This is a genomic window from Pseudorhizobium xiangyangii, from assembly GCF_020531965.1.
GTDB classification, from domain to species: Bacteria; Pseudomonadota; Alphaproteobacteria; order Rhizobiales; family Rhizobiaceae; genus Neorhizobium; species Neorhizobium xiangyangii.
Genome location: NZ_JAJAWH010000009.1, coordinates 39,019 through 55,666, shown reverse-complemented (window position 1 = coordinate 55,666; position 16,648 = coordinate 39,019). Strand labels below are relative to the sequence as shown.

Genomic DNA, 16,648 nt, shown 5'->3' with positions numbered 1-16,648 from the left:
GGCCACAGGCCGCCAAAAGGTCAGGAGCCGGAGACAAGCCATAGTCACTGTCGGCACTGAGAACAGCGCACCGCACTACAAAGCGAGCATCTACGGTCGCACAAGCACCAGATAGATATTCGGGATGAAGGGGTGCGGCTCTTCTTGACTGCCATTGCACTCGACTACACTCCGGTTAGCACCAATAAAGTGAAGTTTCCAACCATGAAATGTAAGCCAAGACATAAAATTTTCAACTCGGCCTCTGGATACCTCACGTAATAGGGAGTTTCTCTCAAGAGGCGCGCAATAGTTGAGTTATTCAACCGATTAGTAACTATATTCTCGGCTCATCTGTCTTCTTCTCGTCCAGGACGGAAATGTCCGACAGCGGATAGCCCGAATCATGCGCGGCTTTGGCCAAAAGATGGGCGGAGACCGGCGCGGTCAAGACGAAGAAGAAGAAACCGGCAAATGAGCGCGCCAGAATGGCCAGATCGGCGGCGTGCACTCCGACCGCCACCAGCATCAGGGCCGAGCCCACCGTGCCCGCCTTGGAGGCGGCGTGCATGCGGGTATAGAGGTCGGGGAAACGGTTGATGCCGATTGCCGCCGCGAAGGTGAAGACCGTTCCGACGAGAATGAGAAGTGCTGTTGCCAGAGCAAGAACAAGATCCATCACGTCTCTCCCTTCCCGGTGGCCGGCTTGCGCTTCGTTTTCGGCTTGTCCTCCGGCTGCCTTGCTGACGCCGCCTTCTGCTTGCCGTCACTGGATTTGGCCGGCTTTGGCTTTGTGGCCTTTGGCATGGCGGGCGGGGCGGCTGTTCCGGCAGGCACTACAGGAACGGCCGGTGGTCGCGTCCCGTCTTCCCCGGCCCGCGCCTTTCGCGACAGGATGAAGCGGGCAAAGGCGACGGTTGCCAGAAAGCCGACAAGGCCGAGCGAGATCGCGATGTCGATGTAGAGCGTGAAACCGGTGCGGATGGCGATGAGCGCGATGAAGCCCATGACGATGCCGACCAGCATGTCGAGGGCGATGACGCGATCCGGCAGGGTCGGTCCCTTGATCACGCGCCAGACCGTCAGCAGGAAGGACACGCCGAGGACGAAAAGGCCGACATTGACGGCGAACTGGGTGATGGCAGCGGATGTCATCAGCGGAACGCCTCCAGGATCTTGCGCTCGAAGCCGTCGGCAATGTCGCGGCGGGTCGCGTCAGCATCGGAGCAGTCGAGTGTGTGGACGTAGAGCGTCTTTCGATCGGGCGAGACATCGACGGAAAGCGTGCCGGGCGTCAGCGTGATGAGGTTGGCAAGCAGGGTGATCTCGAAATCGCGATCCACGGTCAGCGGATAGGCGAAGATGCCGGGCTTGAGGTCGAGGCGCGGGCTGAAGACCATGACCGCCACGCGGTAGGCGGAGAGCGACAGTTCCTTGAAGAACAGGGCAAGCAGCGACAGGACACGACGAAGCCGGCCCCAATACCCGGGCGTTGCCATCTCGCCACGGACGACCCAGAGAGCCGCCGCCGACAGGAAGAAGCCGAACACGAAGTTGAGAAGCGTCGCGCTGCCGGTAATCGCCACCCAGACGACAGCGAGGATGACGTTGAGGATATAGGTGGTCATTCAGCACCTCCCGTCGGGAAGACCGACTGGATGTAGGCGGTCGGATCGGCAAGGCCTATTGCGGCTTCCTGGGACAGGCGGACAGGAAGTTCCGGAAAGAGCCCGAAGAACACGATGATCGCGACAAGCCCCACAAGCGGCGCCGAGCGCTCGACCGTTCCGGTTGTCACCGTGACAGCGGCACCTGCCGGCTGCGGGCGCCAGAAGGCGAGGAGAAAGACGCGGCCCAACGCCAGCGTCAGGATGAAGGCCGAAAAGAGGATCGAGGCGGACAGCCACCAGGCACCGATATCGAGAGCCGCCTTCAGCAGCACGATCTTCGGCCACAGACCGGAGAACGGCGGCAGGCCGGCCGTTGCGAAGAAGATGACGAAGGCGCTGGCCGCGACCCATGGGGCCTTCCTGTAGATGCCGCCGAGCGTCTGCAGCGACCAGGAGCCGCCGACGCGCGCCGCCTCGCCGATCAGCAGGTAGAGCGCGGTCATCGTCACGATCGAATGCAGCGCATAGAGGATGGCGCCGCTGACGCCGGTCGGACCACCGATGGCGACGCCTGCCATGACATTGCCGATGCCGGCGATCACCGCGAACCCCGCCATGCGCCGAAGGTCACTCTGGGCCAGTGCCCCGAGTGCACCGAGCACCATGCTGAGGGCCGCCGACACGGCGATGACGAGGCTGAGATCCTCACGCTGGAGCGGGAACAGCATGACCATGACGCGCATCAGCGCATAGACGCCGACCTTGGTGAGGAGGCCGCCGAACAGCGCCGAAACCACGATGCGCGGCGTGTGATAGGACGCCGGCAACCAGAAGTTCACCGGGAATGCCGCAGCCTTCATGGCAAACGCCAGCACGAACAATGCCGTCAGCGTCATCAGCGGCGCAGTGCCGTGATAATCACCGGCCTGACGGGCGATGTCGGCCATGTTGAGCGTGCCGAAGATGGCATAGAGATAGCCGACGGCGATCAGGAAGAGCGTCGTGCCGAGCAGGTTGAGGATTGCGTATTTCAGCGCCCCGTCGACCTGTTCCCGCTCCGAGCCCAGGATCAGCAGACCGAAGGACGAGATCAGCAGCACCTCGAACCAGACATAGAGGTTGAAGATGTCGCCCGTCAGGAACGCGCCCGTCACGCCGGCCATCAGCAGCATCAGGAACGGGAAGAAGCCGTAGCGGCGGCCGGAGGCATCGATATCGCGCAGCGCGTATATGCCGGCAGCCAGCGCCACGACCGCCGCGACGAAGGCCATCAGCGCGCCGAAAAGATCTGCCGTGAACGAGATGCCGAACGGCGGCAGCCAGCGCCCGGCCGTCATTGTGAAGGGGCCGTGATGAACCACCCGCCACAGAAGCATGCCGTCCAGCAAGACGAGCGCGGCAAGGCCGGGAATGGCGATCCAGCCATGCAGGTGCAGCCGGTGGCGCACCATCATCAGCACGGCGCCAAGGAGGATCATCAGCCCGATGGGCGCGATCACCAGCCAGTCGGCAAGCGCCGTGGGCGCCATGAGATAAGCGGCGGAGAGATCAATCGGGGCAGTCGTGGGTGCAGCCATCTGGTCAGCCTGTCCTGTCAGTAACCGAGCGGCGGAAGCGGCTCGTCCTTCGGCTCGGCAAACCGCATTTCATCGGTATTGTCGGTGCCGAGTTCCTGGTAGCCGCGATAGGTGAGCACCAGGAGGAAGGCGAAGAAGGAAAACGAGATAACGATAGCCGTCAGGATCAGCGCCTGCGGCAGCGGGTTCGCCGCCGTGGCGGGAAGCGTGTCCATGCCGGCGGGAATGATCGGTGGCACTTCGCGGGTCAGGCGGCCGGCCGTGAAGAGCAGAAGGTTCACGCCATTGCCGAAGATTGCGATGCCGAGCAGGATGCGCACGCTGTGCTTGGACAGCATCAGGTAGACGGCGGCGGCGAAGAAGAAGCCGATCAGAACGGAAAATACGGTCTCCATCAGTCCTCCTCCCTTCCCTCGAGCGTGAGCGCGATGCCGGCAATGGCGCCGACGACGACGAAATAGACGCCGATATCGAAGGAGATCACCGTCGCAAGCGGGACTTCCACGCCGAACAGGCTCGGATAGATCCACAGGCCCGTCATGAAGGGCACGCCGGCAAAGATCGAGACGAAGCCGGAGAGTGTCGCAAGCAGCAAGCCGAAACCGGCGATCGCCATCGGATGGAAGCGGATCGCAAGGCGGACGGCGGCAACGCCGTGGGCGATACCATAGATCGCAAGCGCCGAGGCGGCGATCAGCCCACCGATGAAGCCGCCGCCGGGCTCGTTATGGCCGCGCAGCAGGACAAAGACGGAGAAGACCAGCATCAGGGCGGTGATCGGAGGCGCGACGGTGCGCAGGATGACGGTGTTCATGACTTCGCTCCCTCTTCAACGGCAGCCGGAACCGCGTCGGCGCGCGGCTTTGCCTTGACGCGGATCAGCGCCAGAACCGCAAGCCCGGTGATCAGAACCACCGAGATCTCGCCCAGCGTGTCGGTGCCGCGGAAATCGACGATGATGACGTTCACCACGTTGGCGCCGTGGGCGACGACCTTGGAATAGGTGTTGAAGAACTGCGTCAGGTAATCGTTGAACGGTCCCTGTGTCGCCTTGAGAAGGAAGAGCGTGAAGCCGATGCCGCAGGCGATGGCGATGGCCGCGTCGAACAGGAGTTGGCCGAGCGGTCGGTGGTCCGTCGGCGACAGGCGCAGCCGGGTCATGACCAGCGCCAGGATGACGACCGAAAGCGTTTCCACCATAAACTGGGTAAACGACAGGTCGGCCGCACCGAACAGAAGGAAGATGACGGCGACTGCGAAGCCCTGGATGCCGAGCGAGACGATGGCTGTCAGGCGGTCGCTGGCGCGCAGTACCGCGAACAGGCCGAGCAGCGCCAGGATGACGAAGGCCCATTCGTGGAACAGGACGTCGGAGGGCCAGGACGGCATGTCCGGCAGTTCGCCGTAGACGATGGGAGGCACGAGCAGCGTCAGCGCCAGCAGGATGAAGGATACGGTGAGGTAGATTTCGAGCCGGCCCGGCTGCACGATGCGGGTGACGGCGACGGACAGTCGCACGAGGCCGGCGACGGCATGATCGAAGCCGCGGTCGGGACCGCTGCCGATCGCTTCGAGCAGTCGCACCGCCAGCGCGCGCGCGCGGTCGATCTGCAGATAGACCAGTAGCCCGAGCACGATCGTGACGATCGAGAGAAGAAGCGGCATGCCGATATGCGGGACGGTGGAGATGTCGACCACTGTCGGTTGGCCGGCCACGGCGCTTGCCATCGGGGTGGAGACGAAGCGGTGCGCAACAGCGGAAAAGATGCCGGCGAACAGGCCGAGCGCGGCAAGAAGCGCCGGGCCGAACCACATCAGAAACGGACCCTCATGCGCATGCTTCGGCGTCTCGACCTTCGGGCCGAGGAAAGGCTTCAGCGCCACGGCAAAGGCGACCGCGAACATCAGTGCATTGCCGCCGACGGCGACGACCAGAAACAGGATCGACCGGAGATCGCCATGCGCCAGCGCGTAATAGATCTCCTCCTTGGCAAGGAAGCCGAAGAAGAGCGGCAGCCCGCCCATGGAAAGTGCCGCGGCAAGGGCCGCACCGAAGGTGATCGGCATGGCCTTGCGCAGGCCGCCGAGCTGCGCCACGTCGCGGCTTCCGCACTCATGGTCGATGAGGCCCGCCACCATGAACAGCGCGCCCTTGAACAGCGAATGCGCCACGAGATAGAGCGCCGCCGCTTCCACCGCATGCGGCGCGCCGAAACCCGTCAGCATGACCAGCAGCCCGAGCGACGCCATGGTCGTATAGGCGAGCATCAGCTTGAGGTCCGTCTGGCGGATGGCGAGAACGGTTCCGGCGATCAAGGTAACGCCGCCGAAGAAGGGCAGAAGGATTTCCCAGGCCGGGGTTTCGCCCATGACCGGGTTCAGCCGCATCAGGAGATAGACGCCAGCCTTCACCATGGTAGCTGAATGCAGGTAGGCGGAGACCGGCGTCGGCGCTTCCATGGCGTTCGGCAGCCAGAAATGGAACGGGAACTGCGCCGACTTGGTGAAGGCGCCGCCAAGCAGCAGCAGCAGTGCCGTGAGATAGAACGGGCTCTCGCGCAGCATGTCGTCGACATTGACCAGCAGCGAGAGTTGCGTGACGCCGGTCATGTTCCACAGGAAGATCAGGCCGGCGAGCAGCGACAGACCGCCGAGCCCGGTCACCACCAGAGCCTGGAGTGCCGCGCGGCGCGCCGCTTCCCGCTCATGGTCGAAGCCGATCAGCAGGAAAGAGGTGATCGAGGTGAGTTCCCAGTAGACGAACAGCATCAGGAAGCTGTCCGACACGACGAGCCCGAGCATGGCGCCCATGAAGAGCAGGATGAAGCAGAGGAAGCGGCCCTGTTGCGGATGGCCCTTCATATAGCCACCGGAATAGAGCACGATCAGCGTGCCGATGCCGGTGATCAGCAGCGCAAACGTCAGCGACAGGCCGTCCAGAAACCAGGAAAAGCTGAGATTGAGGCTGGGGACCCAGGCATAGCCGCCCGTGATGGCGGCGCCATCGGCTATCTGCGGCAGCAATGTCAGGAAATGCACGAAGGAAAATGCCGGCGCCAGGGCCAAAAGCCAGCTTCCCGCCGCACCGAATCTGCCGATTGCCATCGGCGCGAGCAGAGCCGCAAGAACCGGCAGGAACAGGCACAACAACGTCAATGCCGTCTGGTCGGCCATGCCTTCTCCCGCTCGTTCGCTATCCGGATCGCCCCCTCGGACCGGTGTGTATACCCCTTAGGTCAAAGAATCCTGCGCCTCAAGACATTTACGACGCAAGGAGGGCACCACCGGGCTTTTCCAACAGGAGGTTGCGGCCTATCTCTAGGATAACGAAAGGACATCCCATGGCAGACGCGACGAAACCCCGCATTCACAAGAGCGACGACGAGTGGCGTGAGCAGCTGACGCCCGAGCAATACCGCATCCTGCGACAGCAGGGTACGGAGCGCGCCTTCACCGGCCCCTACTGGAACAGCACGGAAAAAGGCCTGTACAGTTGCGCCGCCTGCAACGAACCGCTTTTCGTCTCCGATACGAAGTTCGACGCCGGATGCGGCTGGCCGAGCTATTTCGAGCCGGTAAAGCCGGACGCGGTGACCGAGTTCCGTGACGCGTCGCACGGCATGGTGCGCACGGAAGTGCGTTGTACCAATTGCGGCGGGCATCTCGGCCACGTCTTTCCTGACGGCCCGCCACCGACCGGACTGCGCTACTGCATCAACGGGCATTCGATGGTGTTCGGGCCGCTGGACTGAGCGACGTCGGACAGGTTCAGTTCGCCCTCACCCGCAGCTGTTCGAGCAGTGCGCGAAAACCCCCTACCGCCTGGATCGAGGTTGACTGCGGATCGTCGGAATTGGCGATCCACATGGCGGCGTGGATGCTGGCTCCATTGAGGAGGCGCGCCGTCGCCTCCTCGTCCACATCAATGATCGTGCCATCGGCCTTCAGTTCGGCGAGACTTTTCCTGAGCGCGGCAATGCAGCCATTGGCGTTCGGCCATTGCGACATGTCGCCGAGCACCGCCGGTCCGTCTCGGAACACGATCCGCTGGATTTCCGGCTCCAGTGCCATCTCGATGTAGGCGGTGTATTCATCCACGAAGCCCTGCCAGAGGCTCGGTGCCTTTGCCGAGACCTTGTTCAGCCGCGCCGTCATTTCGGCATCGAGCTCCTGGATCACCGCCTGCAGCAGACCCTTCTTGTCGCCGAAATGATGATAGAGGGCGCCCCGCGTCAGGCCTGCTCCGGCGGTAAAATCGTCCATCGAGGATTCCGCATAGCCCACCGTGCCGAACGCATGGCGAGCCGCCGCAATCAATTTCGCACGGGTTTCGGCAATCATTTCAAGGCGCGGCTTGCTCACAAGATTTCCTTTCTGACATACGCAACGTATTTTATTTGACATACGCCGCGTATGCAACTACGTCTCGACATACGCCACGTATGTAAGTGGCTTCATCGTAGGTTTCACGGAGCATACCCATGCCCAACCCTTACAGACAAATCTTCTCGGTGCCCGGCGCAAAGGGCTTTTCCGCCGCCGGCTTCCTCGCCCGGCTGCCGATCGCAATGGCCCCCATCGGCATCGTCGCCATGCTTTCACAGGCGCGTGGCGAATACTGGCTGGCCGGCGCGGTCTCGGCGACCTTCGCCTTCACCAACGCCCTCCTCTCGCCGCAGATTTCGCGGTTCGTCGACCGGCTCGGCCAGGCCGCAGTCATCACGCCGATGACCATCATCTCGGTCATCGCGTTCGCCGTCCTCATCCTGGCGACCAACCAGAAATGGCCGGTCTGGACGCTGTTCGTATCGGCCTTCCTTGCGGCGGCCATGCCCAGCATTCCGGCCATGGTACGAGCCCGCTGGACCGAAATCTTCCGGGACCGGCCTGAACTGAACACGGCATTCGCTTTTGAATCGGCGGCAGACGAACTGGTCTACATTTCCGGTGCATCACTTTCGGTGGGCCTCGCCGTCGCTCTCTTCCCGGAAGCCGGGATGATTATCAGCACCATCTTTCTCGCGGTCGGGACGCTGGCCTTCATCCTGCAGCGCTCGACCGAGCCCAAAGTAACGCTTGTCCATGCGGACACGCCGCAGAAATCGGCGATCCGGCTACGGTCGGTGCAGATCATCACGCTTGCGCTGGTGTTCGTCGGCTCGATGTTTGCGACCGCCGAAGTGACCGCCGTCGCCCTCACCAAGGAACTCGGGCAGCCCAATGCCGCAAGCCTGGTGATCGGCGTCTATGCGGTCGGATCGTTCGTCGTCGGGCTCATCCTCGGCGCAGTAAACCCGAGAATGCCGCTGCACAGGCAGTTGCTGATCGCTGTCAGCGTGCTTGCCGTGACATCCCTGCCCCTGCTGATCGCCGGCACGGTTCCGCTCCTCGCCTTCGCCGTCTTCCTCAGCGGTATCGCCATATCGCCCACCTTCATCACCGCCTTCGGGCTGATCGAGCGGCGGGTGCCGGGCGCGATGCTGACGGAGGGCGTTACCTGGGTAATGACGGGCATCGGCATCGGAATGGCACTCGGCGCCTTCCTGGCCGGATGGGTCGTCGACACGTTCGGGGCACAGAACGGCTTCTGGGTTTCGGTCGTCGCAGGCATTGCCGCCATGGTGACTGTTGCGGCTGGCCAGAAGAGCCTCAGCGGCGGCCGGACAGAGGTCGCGCTGGAGCCGCTGGCCCAGCCCGCTGAATAGACTACCCCGGAAAACCGAAACTTCGGGCTTGTCGAAGCCCGAAGAAACAGAACCCACTGATTTGCAAAACGACAGGAGTATTTAATGACCAAACGCGACGCTATCTTCCCCACTGGGCGACAGGCGCTCTACGAAATCAACCAATATTCAGCGGCAATCCGCTCCGGCGATCTTCTGTTCGTTTCAGGCCAGGTAGGCAGCCGCGAGGACGGCTCGGCCGAGCCGGACTTCGAGAAGCAAGTCCAGCTCGCCTTCGACAACCTGGAAGCCGTGTTGAAGGCCGCCGGCTGCACCTTCGACGACATCATTGACGTGACCACCTTCCACACGGACCCGGAAGCCCAGTTTTCCGCGGTCATGAAGGTCAAGGGACGCATCTTCCCGGAGAAGCCCTATCCGAACTGGACCGCGGTCGGAGTGAACTGGCTGGCGGGGTTCGACTTCGAGATCAAGGTCATTGCCCGCATTCCTCAAGCTGCCTGATCGAAGGGTAAACAGCTCACGATCGTGGCGCGCAGGCACCGGCCTGCGCGCCATTCCCTTACAGCCAGCCCGTCTTCTTGAACCGGTAGTAGAGAAAACCGCACAGCACCAGGATGACGAGCAGCACCACGTGATAGCCGTAGCGGGTGGAAAGCTCGGGCATATTCCTGAAATTCATGCCGTAGATGCCGGCAATCGCGGTCGGCACGGCAAGGATCGCCGCCCATGCGGCCAGCTGCCTTGTGATGACGCCCTGCCTCTGCTGTTCGAGCAGGTTGGACGCCTCGAAGACCGAGGTGATGACTTCGCGAAGCCCTCCGACCATGCCCTCGACCCGGATGACATGGTCGTGGACATCCCGGAAGAAGGGTTTGGCGCTCTTGTCGACGCAGGGAAGTTCGAGATGGACGAGCTTGCCGGCGACATCCGACATAGGCCCCAGGATGCGCCCGAACAGGATCAGCTGCCGGCGAAGCCTGAACAGCCGCCTTATCTGCTCGCGCTCCAGGAAGGTCGCCAGCATGTGCTTTTCCATTGCGAGAACCTTGTCCTCGATCGCCTGCACGACGGGCAGGTAACCATCGACGATGAAGTCGATGATCGCATGAAGAACGTAGTCCGTGCCCTGACGCAGGAGCTGGGCGGATGCCTCGAGCTGCGAGCGCAGTTCCGTGTGGCCCCGGGCGGAACCGTGACGAACGGTGATGATGTGGCCCCGGCCGACGAAGATCGCCGTTTCGCCGTAGCGGATCTTGTCGCCTTCGAGATGGGCCGTCTTGGCCACGACGAAGAGCTGGTCGCCGTAGACCTCGACCTTCGGAAGCTGGCGGGAGTTCAGCGCATCCTCGACCGCAAGCTGGTGCAGCCCGTAGGTGGCGGCGAGCCCGCCGATCTCCTCTGCCGTCGGATCGACCAGCCCGATCCAGACGAAATCGCCTTCCTTGAGCAAAGGGCGAGGTCCATCCGTCGCAACGGCTTCGCTGCGCTTGCCGCCGCGATATACAAACGAAGCTACGACCGTCATGGAAACCCTGCAGACCGAGATGCGATAGACGGCAAACATAGAGCAGATGTGCAGGCGCACCAAGGGCTGCGCACCGGCCTGTTGCGCCGTTATTCGGCCAGCCTTTCGCCGAGGGCCCGCCGCATCGAGGCATAGGGCAGGAGCGCTTCATATTTTGCACTGGCCTTGCGGAAGGCAAACCTTAATTGTCTTCATCATATGACGTGACGAGATCAGAGGGAGAAGAGATGTCCAACGTCGTCGAATTCAAGCAGCCGCCGAAAGCGCCCAAGCCGAAGGAACCGAAGAAGCCCAATCCCGGCCTTCGGAAGCTCCTGACTGTGCTTGGCGTGGCGGCAGCTTTGGTGCTGGCCTGGGCTTATTTCCAGTATGTCGGTGGCTGAGACCAGCCTGCCCATTCAGGCGTTCAAGACGACGAGGGTAGCCGCAGTTCAAGGCAGGTGAGATCGAGCCAACGGCCGAACTTCGTGCCGACTTCCGAAAACGTCCCGACATTGCGAAAGCCGAGACCTTCGTGCAGCCGCACGGAGGCGGAATTGCCCGCTTCCACGCAGGCGACCATGACGTGGATGCCGCGCTTGCCCGCCTGTTCGATCAGCGCCCGCATCAAGGCGCGGCCGGCGCCTGCCCCGCGATGATCCTTGTGGACATAGACGGAGTGTTCGACGGTGTTGCGGAACCCTTCGAAGGCGCGCCAGTCGCCATAGGAGGCATAGCCCGCAACAGCTCCACCGACATCCGCGACCAGAATGGGAAAGCCCCTCGCCTGCCGCGCCGCGAACCACTCCTGCCGGTTGGCAAGATCGACCTGCGTCTCGTTCCAGATGGCGGTCGTGTTGGCGACCGCGTCATTGTAGATCTCCAGGATCGCCTGGAAATCGGCTTCGGTCGCATCGCGGATAATCGGGGCGGTCATTGCTCGTCCATGTGATGATTGCCTGCCCGCCATAGCAGACGCAGAAAGCCGATGTCCACGCGCAGTTTAACCGGGAAAGGCTCGGTCAGGCGGCTATAGCGTCGTGTTCGACAAGCTGAAGCAGGTGATGACGGCGCCGTAGTGGACGGCGGAGGCGGCCACCACGAAAGCATGCCAGATGGCGTTCTGGAAACGCAGCCGCTCCCAGACATGGAAGATCACGCCGAGCGAATAGATGATGCCGCCGGCGACGATCAGCCAGACGGTGATGGCGGGAAGGTATTGCGAAATCGGCACTGCCACGATGACGCCGCTCCAGCCCATGGCGAGATAGAGAAGAATGGCCAGCCGGTCATACCTGCCCGGAAAGAAACACTTGAGCAGGATGCCGACAATCGCCGTCAGCCAGATCGCCACGAGCATGAACAGGATCATCGGATCGTGAATGCCGCGCTCGAGGAACGGCGTGTAGGTCGCGGCGATCAGGACGAAGATCGCCGAGTGGTCGAACCGCCGCAGGACCCACTTGGCCCGCGACACGGGCCAGATGTTGTAGGTGAAGGAGATCGACAGACAGAGCACAAGTCCGAGGCCGTAGATCCAGGCCGCCGCGATTTCACCGAGGCTTGCCGAGATGGTGGCGTAGAAGATCAGCGCGGTGACGCCGACAAGCGCGAACACGAGCCCGATGCCGTGGACGACGCCATCGGCAACGATCTCGTGAAAATCATACTTTCTGCCGAAGTTGAAACGCTCCGTCATACCTTCCTCGCGACACTCATCCCATCAAGATGATCGGAGTTGCGAAGCGAGGCAAGAGCTTTTGGAGAACTCTGATTCACAATGTTTTTCGGCCTGTTAGATTGAGGCAAATGCGGAGTGGTGGCTCCTCAGCCTACCGGTCCACAAGGACCGAGCACTGCGCGTGGCGCACCACGCGGTCGGCCGTGGCGCCGAGGAAGTAGTTGGAAAAGTCCGGCCGGTGAGAGGCGAGGATGATCAGGTCCGCCTCCTGCGCTTCCGCACAAGCCAGGATGGCCCGCGCCGGCGCTCCATGACGCACTTCGATATCCGCGCTCAAGGAGTATTCATGGCGCAGATCGAGGAGCCTGGTCTCCGTCTCCTGCCGCGCGTCCGCCATTATGCTCGGCGGCACGTCGGCCAGCACATATCCCGGAAGATCCTCCACGACGGACAGGAGAACGATCCGCCCGCCTGCCTCCAGAAGATTGACCGCTCGCGGGATGATCCGCTCGGCCTTTTCCAGGTCTGTAACATCCACGGCGACGATGATTTTCTTGTACATGGTCCGCTGCCCCAAATTTCAGCTCTTTCGATAGGGGCATTCTCCTGTTCCGCCCGCACAGCGCATTGATCATGATCAAGTCACCAGGTGGCACCGTCAACGAAAACTGAACAACCTATCAACAATCGATGATCTTTATTGAACGATGAAAAGTCGGCATATTCAGGTCAACGGAGCCACAGACGCTCAAGGAGATCGCAATGAATGAACCGCAGCCGCAATTCGCACAGACCCGACCAGCCTTCGTCGAACACGTCCACCTGGTGGTGAACGACCTCTCGCAGGTTTCCGAATTCTACCAACGCGCCATCGGCCTTGCCGTGCTGGAAAAGAGCGCGTCTGGCGCAGTTCTGGGCGTCGCAGGCAAGCCACTTCTGGCGCTGACAACCCGGCAGGACGCGGTCCGCGCGCCACGCAATGCAGCAGGCCTGTTCCATACCGCATTCCTCCTGCCAACGCGAAAAGACCTCGCCCACTGGCTCTCGCATGCGGCAGCGAACGACATCCGCCTCGAAGGCGCCTCCGACCACCTCGTCAGCGAAGCACTCTATCTTTCCGACCCGGAAGGCAACGGCATCGAGATCTACCGCGACCGCCAGCCTGAAGAATGGACCTACGACGCCGACGGCATGGTTGCGATGGCCACCGAGCGTCTCGACCTTCAGGAACTTCATGCCAGCGCACCACAGGCTTCCTGGGCGGGCATGGCCGAGGGCACATCCGTCGGACATATCCATCTGCAGGTCGGCGACGTGCCGCAGGCCGAGGCCTTCTATCGCGACGTGCTCGGGCTCAAGGTGATGGCCCGCTATCCCGGCGCCAGCTTCTTTGGCACGGGCGGCTACCATCATCACGTGGCGGCCAACATCTGGAACAGCCGGGGCGCCACGCGCCGTCAGCAGAACATGACGGGCCTCTCCGACTACACGCTGCGCTTCAACGAGCAGGCGGCGCTGACGACGGCGCTCGCCAGCCTCGACAAGCAGCAGATCAGCACCACCAAAACCCCGCAGGGTTGGTCCCTCACAGACCCCTGGGGTATCGGCATCACGCTTTCCGCATAGAGAGCCGCTGCTTGCCTGCAGGAAACGCTCCAGGCGAAGGAACCGGCGTCCCCGCTGTGCGTTAACGGCGCGCATCGGGAACCCATAAGCATGACGAGATCGGACACGAACGGTCGCAAGCCAAGGAAGGCGCCAGCACTGGAGGGCCTCGAGGCTGCTGCCGCGGCCAAGCCAGGCACCGATGGGGACGCGACCGAGTTTTCGCCGCTCGGACGCGAGGCTCTCGAGGTTGCCGCCAGCTGGGCAATCATCGGCATATTCTTCCTGCTTGGCCTTGCCGTCATCTCCTACATGAAACTGGTGCTCATCCCGATAACGCTGGCGATCGTCGTCGGCATCATCCTCGGCATGGCCGCCGAGCGCCTGGGCGATTATGGGGTGCCCCGTTTCGGCATCGCGGTCGTGCTGTCGTCCGCAGTGGCCATCGTCCTCCTTCTGTTGATCAACGCACTGGCCGAGCCGGCGCTGTTTTTCGTCAACAGTGGCCCGAAGCTGATCGAGCAGATGATTGACCGCGTCCTGCCCTTCCTCGAACGGCAGGAATGGCTGAACATCAGTGCCGCGACGTTCCAGACCGGCCCGATGTCGATGGAGAAGCTGCTGGAGAACAGCAGCAGCATACTTGCGGTACTGACGGCCAACCTCACGCCGGCCATCATCCAGGCCCTTATCTTCTTTGCCGCGTTGCTGCTCTTCCTTTACGGCCGCGTGCGGCTTCGCCGGACGATCATCATGGCCTTTCCCCGCCGACACCAGCGGCTGGTCGCCATCCGGGTGCTGAATGCGATGGAAGAAGTGCTGGGCTACTACTTCGCGACGGCAAGCCTGCTCTATTTCGCACTCGGCGTTTCGATGACCATCATCGCCTATCTGGGCGGCCTGGCATCGCCGGGCATGTGGGGCATGTTCGCGTTCATCTCGAGCTTCATCCCCTATCTGGGCATTACCCTGATGACGGCATCCGTGGCGCTCGGCGGCGTGCTGGTGCACGATTCCCTGCTCATCGGGCTTATTCCCGCTATTATCTTCTTCATTATCCACCTGCTCATGGAAAACCTGATCTTCCCGGCCATCATGGGACGGCAATGGGAGATCAATCCCTTCCTCGTGTTCATCGCCATTATTTTCTGGACGTGGATGTGGGGCGCAGTCGGCGCGATGCTCGCACTGCCACTGTCACTGATCATGATGACGATCGCCAACGAACTGTTCCCGGAACGCAAGACTGTACCGCACCTGCCGGGATAGAAGCCGACATGAAATCCAGCCTGAATTTCGAGCAGACGAGCCAAGACGACCTGCACACCGGCAGGTCGCCCTGGGGCGGAAAGATCGCCAACCCGGAGCGGGCAGCCCTTTCCGCAAGCCTGAAGACCGGCATCGCCATCATCGGCGGCGGGATCACCGGCGCCCTGACGGCGGAGCACCTGACGTCTCTCGGACATGAGGTGACGGTCATCGACCGGGAAACGCTCGGCCACGGCAGCACCAAGGCAAGCACGGCGATGCTGCAGTGGGAAACGGACGCGTCTCTCCAGGAACTGACGGAACTCTACGGCTTCGATTCCGCAGCGGATATCTATCGTCGCAGCAGCGCGGCCGTGGCTGGCCTTGCCAACCTGATCGCCGAGCACCGCATCCCCTGCTCCTTTCACCCGCGACCGACGCTCTATCTGGCGGCGGGTGAGACCGGCGAAAGGGAGCTTCGCGAGGAGCTGGCGCTGCGCCATCGCGCCGGACTTGCCGGGCAGCTTCTGCCACATGCCGAGCTTGCCCAAGAATTCGGGCTCGATCGCGAGGCCGCGATCCTCTCGCCGGGCTCCGCCGAGGCGGACCCCCTGCTGCTCTGCTGGTCGCTCCTCCATATCGCAGCGTCGCGCGGCGCGCGCCTCATCGCGGCCGATGCCCTGCATTTCCATGCCGAGGGGGACCGGGTGGTCGTCGAGACGGACGGGACACACGTGATCGAGGCCAGGCACGTCGTCCTGGCAACCGGATACGTGATGCCGCATTTCGTCATGCCGGAGACCCATGCGACCCTGTCGAGCTACGCGATCTGCACCGTGCCGCAGGCACCTGACAGGCTGTGGCGCGACCACGCACTGATCTGGGAGGCGACGGAGCCCTATCTCTACATGCGGGCGACAGCCGATAACCGTATCATCATCGGCGGCGAGGACGAGGATATCGCTGATCCGCAAAAGAGGGACGCCCTACTCCCTGACAAGACGCTGCGGCTGAAGGAGCGGCTGGTGCAGCTCTGGCCGCAGGCGGATGCGACGATCTCGCACGCCTGGTGCGGCGCATTCGGGGAGACGACGGATGGCCTGCCGCTGATCGGGTCGGTGCCGGGTGCGCGCAATATCCACGCCGCGTACGGCTACGGCGGCAATGGCATCACCTTTTCCTACCTGGCCTCGCGGATGATCGCGGCGATGATTGCCGGCGACAGGCAGGGCTGGTTCGAAAATTTCGCACTCGACCGGCCCGCCCCTTCGTCCTGCTAGTCGTAGAGGTAGTGTTCTTCCCACTCTTTGCGCGGGACCTTCGAGCCGATCTTGTACTGGAACGACTCGACCGCCAGGCCATGCTCACTCGTTTCGCACTTGAACTTCAGGCGGTACCAGTCGCCGGCGCTGCGGAAGGCGGCACCGGGCGCCTTGATCCAGTCGCCGTTCTCCTCCGGATCGGAGAAGGTATAGGCAATCACCTTGTCCGGCTTGAAGCCTTCCTTTTCGCTGGCGATGCGCGCCATCGCCTCGATGTCGCAGCGCTGCTCGCGCCGCTCCTCGGGGGCGAGCGCCTTCAGTTGCCGGACGATCCGGCCATCGAGGGCGTGAGCAGGAAAGGCGGCGCAGAGCGCCAGGAGGGCAATTGCAATGTTTTTCTTATTCATTCCGTCGCAGAGGGTGAGATTCGAACCGCGCGGAAACTAGGAGATGGAACCCGCGTTGGCCACCTACCATAGCGGGAAACAGGATGGC

General features: G+C 62.6%; 20 protein-coding genes. 7 read left to right on the top strand and 13 right to left on the bottom strand.

Annotation, left to right across the window (positions count from 1 at the left end; genetic code table 11):
- Positions 1 to 316: 316 nt before the first annotated feature.
- From mnhG to LH464_RS09770, 7 genes are read right to left on the bottom strand one after another with little or no spacing between them, the layout of a single operon-like run.
- Positions 317 to 661, bottom strand: a complete 345-nt coding sequence (gene mnhG, locus LH464_RS09800; RefSeq protein ID WP_226786197.1) for a monovalent cation/H(+) antiporter subunit G — start codon at positions 659 to 661, stop codon at positions 317 to 319.
- A complete protein-coding gene (locus LH464_RS09795; protein WP_226786196.1) occupies positions 658 to 1,134 on the bottom strand; it encodes a cation:proton antiporter in 477 nt (158 codons plus the stop codon). The genes mnhG and LH464_RS09795 overlap by 4 nt, the downstream gene beginning before the upstream one ends.
- Entirely contained in the window at positions 1,134 to 1,607 is a 474-nt protein-coding gene (locus LH464_RS09790; RefSeq protein ID WP_226786195.1) for a Na+/H+ antiporter subunit E, read from the bottom strand. Before LH464_RS09790 ends, LH464_RS09795 begins: the two co-directional genes overlap by 1 nt.
- The gene (locus tag LH464_RS09785) at positions 1,604 to 3,166 is read right to left on the bottom strand and encodes a Na+/H+ antiporter subunit D (RefSeq protein WP_226786194.1); all 1,563 of its coding nucleotides are present in this window, start codon (positions 3,164 to 3,166) and stop codon (positions 1,604 to 1,606) included. Before LH464_RS09785 ends, LH464_RS09790 begins: the two co-directional genes overlap by 4 nt.
- 17 nt (positions 3,167 to 3,183) lie before the next feature.
- Positions 3,184 to 3,561 (bottom strand): Na+/H+ antiporter subunit C, encoded by a 378-nt coding sequence (locus tag LH464_RS09780; RefSeq protein WP_226786193.1) that lies wholly within the window; start codon positions 3,559 to 3,561, stop codon positions 3,184 to 3,186.
- Complete coding sequence (locus tag LH464_RS09775) at positions 3,561 to 3,980, bottom strand: Na(+)/H(+) antiporter subunit B (RefSeq protein WP_226786192.1); 420 nt, start codon at positions 3,978 to 3,980, stop codon at positions 3,561 to 3,563. The genes LH464_RS09780 and LH464_RS09775 overlap by 1 nt, the downstream gene beginning before the upstream one ends.
- Positions 3,977 to 6,340: a putative monovalent cation/H+ antiporter subunit A gene (locus tag LH464_RS09770; RefSeq protein ID WP_226786191.1), complete on the bottom strand. Its 2,364-nt coding sequence runs from the start codon at positions 6,338 to 6,340 to the stop codon at positions 3,977 to 3,979. Before LH464_RS09770 ends, LH464_RS09775 begins: the two co-directional genes overlap by 4 nt.
- A 167-nt stretch (positions 6,341 to 6,507) precedes the next feature.
- On the opposite strand from LH464_RS09770, the gene msrB reads away from it, so the two are divergent.
- Positions 6,508 to 6,918: a peptide-methionine (R)-S-oxide reductase MsrB gene (gene msrB, locus LH464_RS09765; RefSeq protein ID WP_226786190.1), complete on the top strand. Its 411-nt coding sequence runs from the start codon at positions 6,508 to 6,510 to the stop codon at positions 6,916 to 6,918.
- A gap of 16 nt (positions 6,919 to 6,934) precedes the next feature.
- On the opposite strand, the gene LH464_RS09760 is transcribed toward msrB, so the two are convergent.
- Positions 6,935 to 7,528 carry a TetR/AcrR family transcriptional regulator gene (locus tag LH464_RS09760; RefSeq protein ID WP_226786189.1) on the bottom strand — a complete coding sequence of 198 codons (594 nt, stop codon included), beginning with the start codon at positions 7,526 to 7,528 and terminating at the stop codon, positions 6,935 to 6,937.
- Positions 7,529 to 7,647: 119 nt separating this feature from the next.
- On the opposite strand from LH464_RS09760, the gene LH464_RS09755 reads away from it, so the two are divergent.
- Both LH464_RS09755 and LH464_RS09750 read left to right on the top strand, forming a co-directional pair.
- Positions 7,648 to 8,871: an MFS transporter gene (locus LH464_RS09755; protein WP_226786188.1), complete on the top strand. Its 1,224-nt coding sequence runs from the start codon at positions 7,648 to 7,650 to the stop codon at positions 8,869 to 8,871.
- 84 nt (positions 8,872 to 8,955) lie between these two features.
- Positions 8,956 to 9,354, top strand: a complete 399-nt coding sequence (locus LH464_RS09750) for a RidA family protein (RefSeq protein ID WP_226786187.1) — start codon at positions 8,956 to 8,958, stop codon at positions 9,352 to 9,354.
- Positions 9,355 to 9,412: 58 nt separating this feature from the next.
- Here LH464_RS09750 and LH464_RS09745 read toward each other — a convergent pair whose 3' ends face one another.
- On the bottom strand, positions 9,413 to 10,378 hold the full coding sequence (locus LH464_RS09745; protein ID WP_226786186.1) for a magnesium and cobalt transport protein CorA: 966 nt from the start codon (positions 10,376 to 10,378) through the stop codon (positions 9,413 to 9,415).
- A gap of 227 nt (positions 10,379 to 10,605) precedes the next feature.
- On the opposite strand from LH464_RS09745, the gene LH464_RS09740 reads away from it, so the two are divergent.
- On the top strand, positions 10,606 to 10,761 hold the full coding sequence (locus tag LH464_RS09740; RefSeq protein WP_226786185.1) for a hypothetical protein: 156 nt from the start codon (positions 10,606 to 10,608) through the stop codon (positions 10,759 to 10,761).
- A gap of 23 nt (positions 10,762 to 10,784) precedes the next feature.
- On the opposite strand, the gene LH464_RS09735 is transcribed toward LH464_RS09740, so the two are convergent.
- From LH464_RS09735 to LH464_RS09725, 3 genes are all read right to left on the bottom strand, one after another.
- Positions 10,785 to 11,294 (bottom strand): GNAT family N-acetyltransferase, encoded by a 510-nt coding sequence (locus LH464_RS09735; protein ID WP_226786184.1) that lies wholly within the window; start codon positions 11,292 to 11,294, stop codon positions 10,785 to 10,787.
- 93 nt (positions 11,295 to 11,387) lie between these two features.
- Positions 11,388 to 12,056, bottom strand: a complete 669-nt coding sequence (gene trhA / locus LH464_RS09730) for a PAQR family membrane homeostasis protein TrhA (RefSeq protein ID WP_226786183.1) — start codon at positions 12,054 to 12,056, stop codon at positions 11,388 to 11,390.
- 133 nt (positions 12,057 to 12,189) lie between these two features.
- Positions 12,190 to 12,600: a universal stress protein gene (locus tag LH464_RS09725; RefSeq protein WP_226786182.1), complete on the bottom strand. Its 411-nt coding sequence runs from the start codon at positions 12,598 to 12,600 to the stop codon at positions 12,190 to 12,192.
- Between the two features lie 200 nt (positions 12,601 to 12,800).
- Between LH464_RS09725 and LH464_RS09720 the strand changes: the two genes are divergently transcribed.
- The 3 genes from LH464_RS09720 to LH464_RS09710 all read left to right on the top strand — a co-directional run bounded on the left by LH464_RS09720 (position 12,801) and on the right by LH464_RS09710 (position 16,171).
- Positions 12,801 to 13,664: a VOC family protein gene (locus tag LH464_RS09720; protein ID WP_226786181.1), complete on the top strand. Its 864-nt coding sequence runs from the start codon at positions 12,801 to 12,803 to the stop codon at positions 13,662 to 13,664.
- Between the two features lie 90 nt (positions 13,665 to 13,754).
- Positions 13,755 to 14,912, top strand: coding sequence for an AI-2E family transporter (locus LH464_RS09715; protein WP_226786180.1), 1,158 nt, complete (start codon positions 13,755 to 13,757; stop codon positions 14,910 to 14,912).
- Between the two features lie 8 nt (positions 14,913 to 14,920).
- On the top strand, positions 14,921 to 16,171 hold the full coding sequence (locus LH464_RS09710) for an NAD(P)/FAD-dependent oxidoreductase (RefSeq protein WP_226786179.1): 1,251 nt from the start codon (positions 14,921 to 14,923) through the stop codon (positions 16,169 to 16,171).
- Here LH464_RS09710 and LH464_RS09705 read toward each other — a convergent pair.
- A complete protein-coding gene (locus tag LH464_RS09705; protein WP_226786178.1) occupies positions 16,168 to 16,560 on the bottom strand; it encodes a DUF930 domain-containing protein in 393 nt (130 codons plus the stop codon). The two genes, LH464_RS09710 and LH464_RS09705, sit on opposite strands and share 4 nt — an antisense overlap.
- Positions 16,561 to 16,648: the final 88 nt, after the last annotated feature.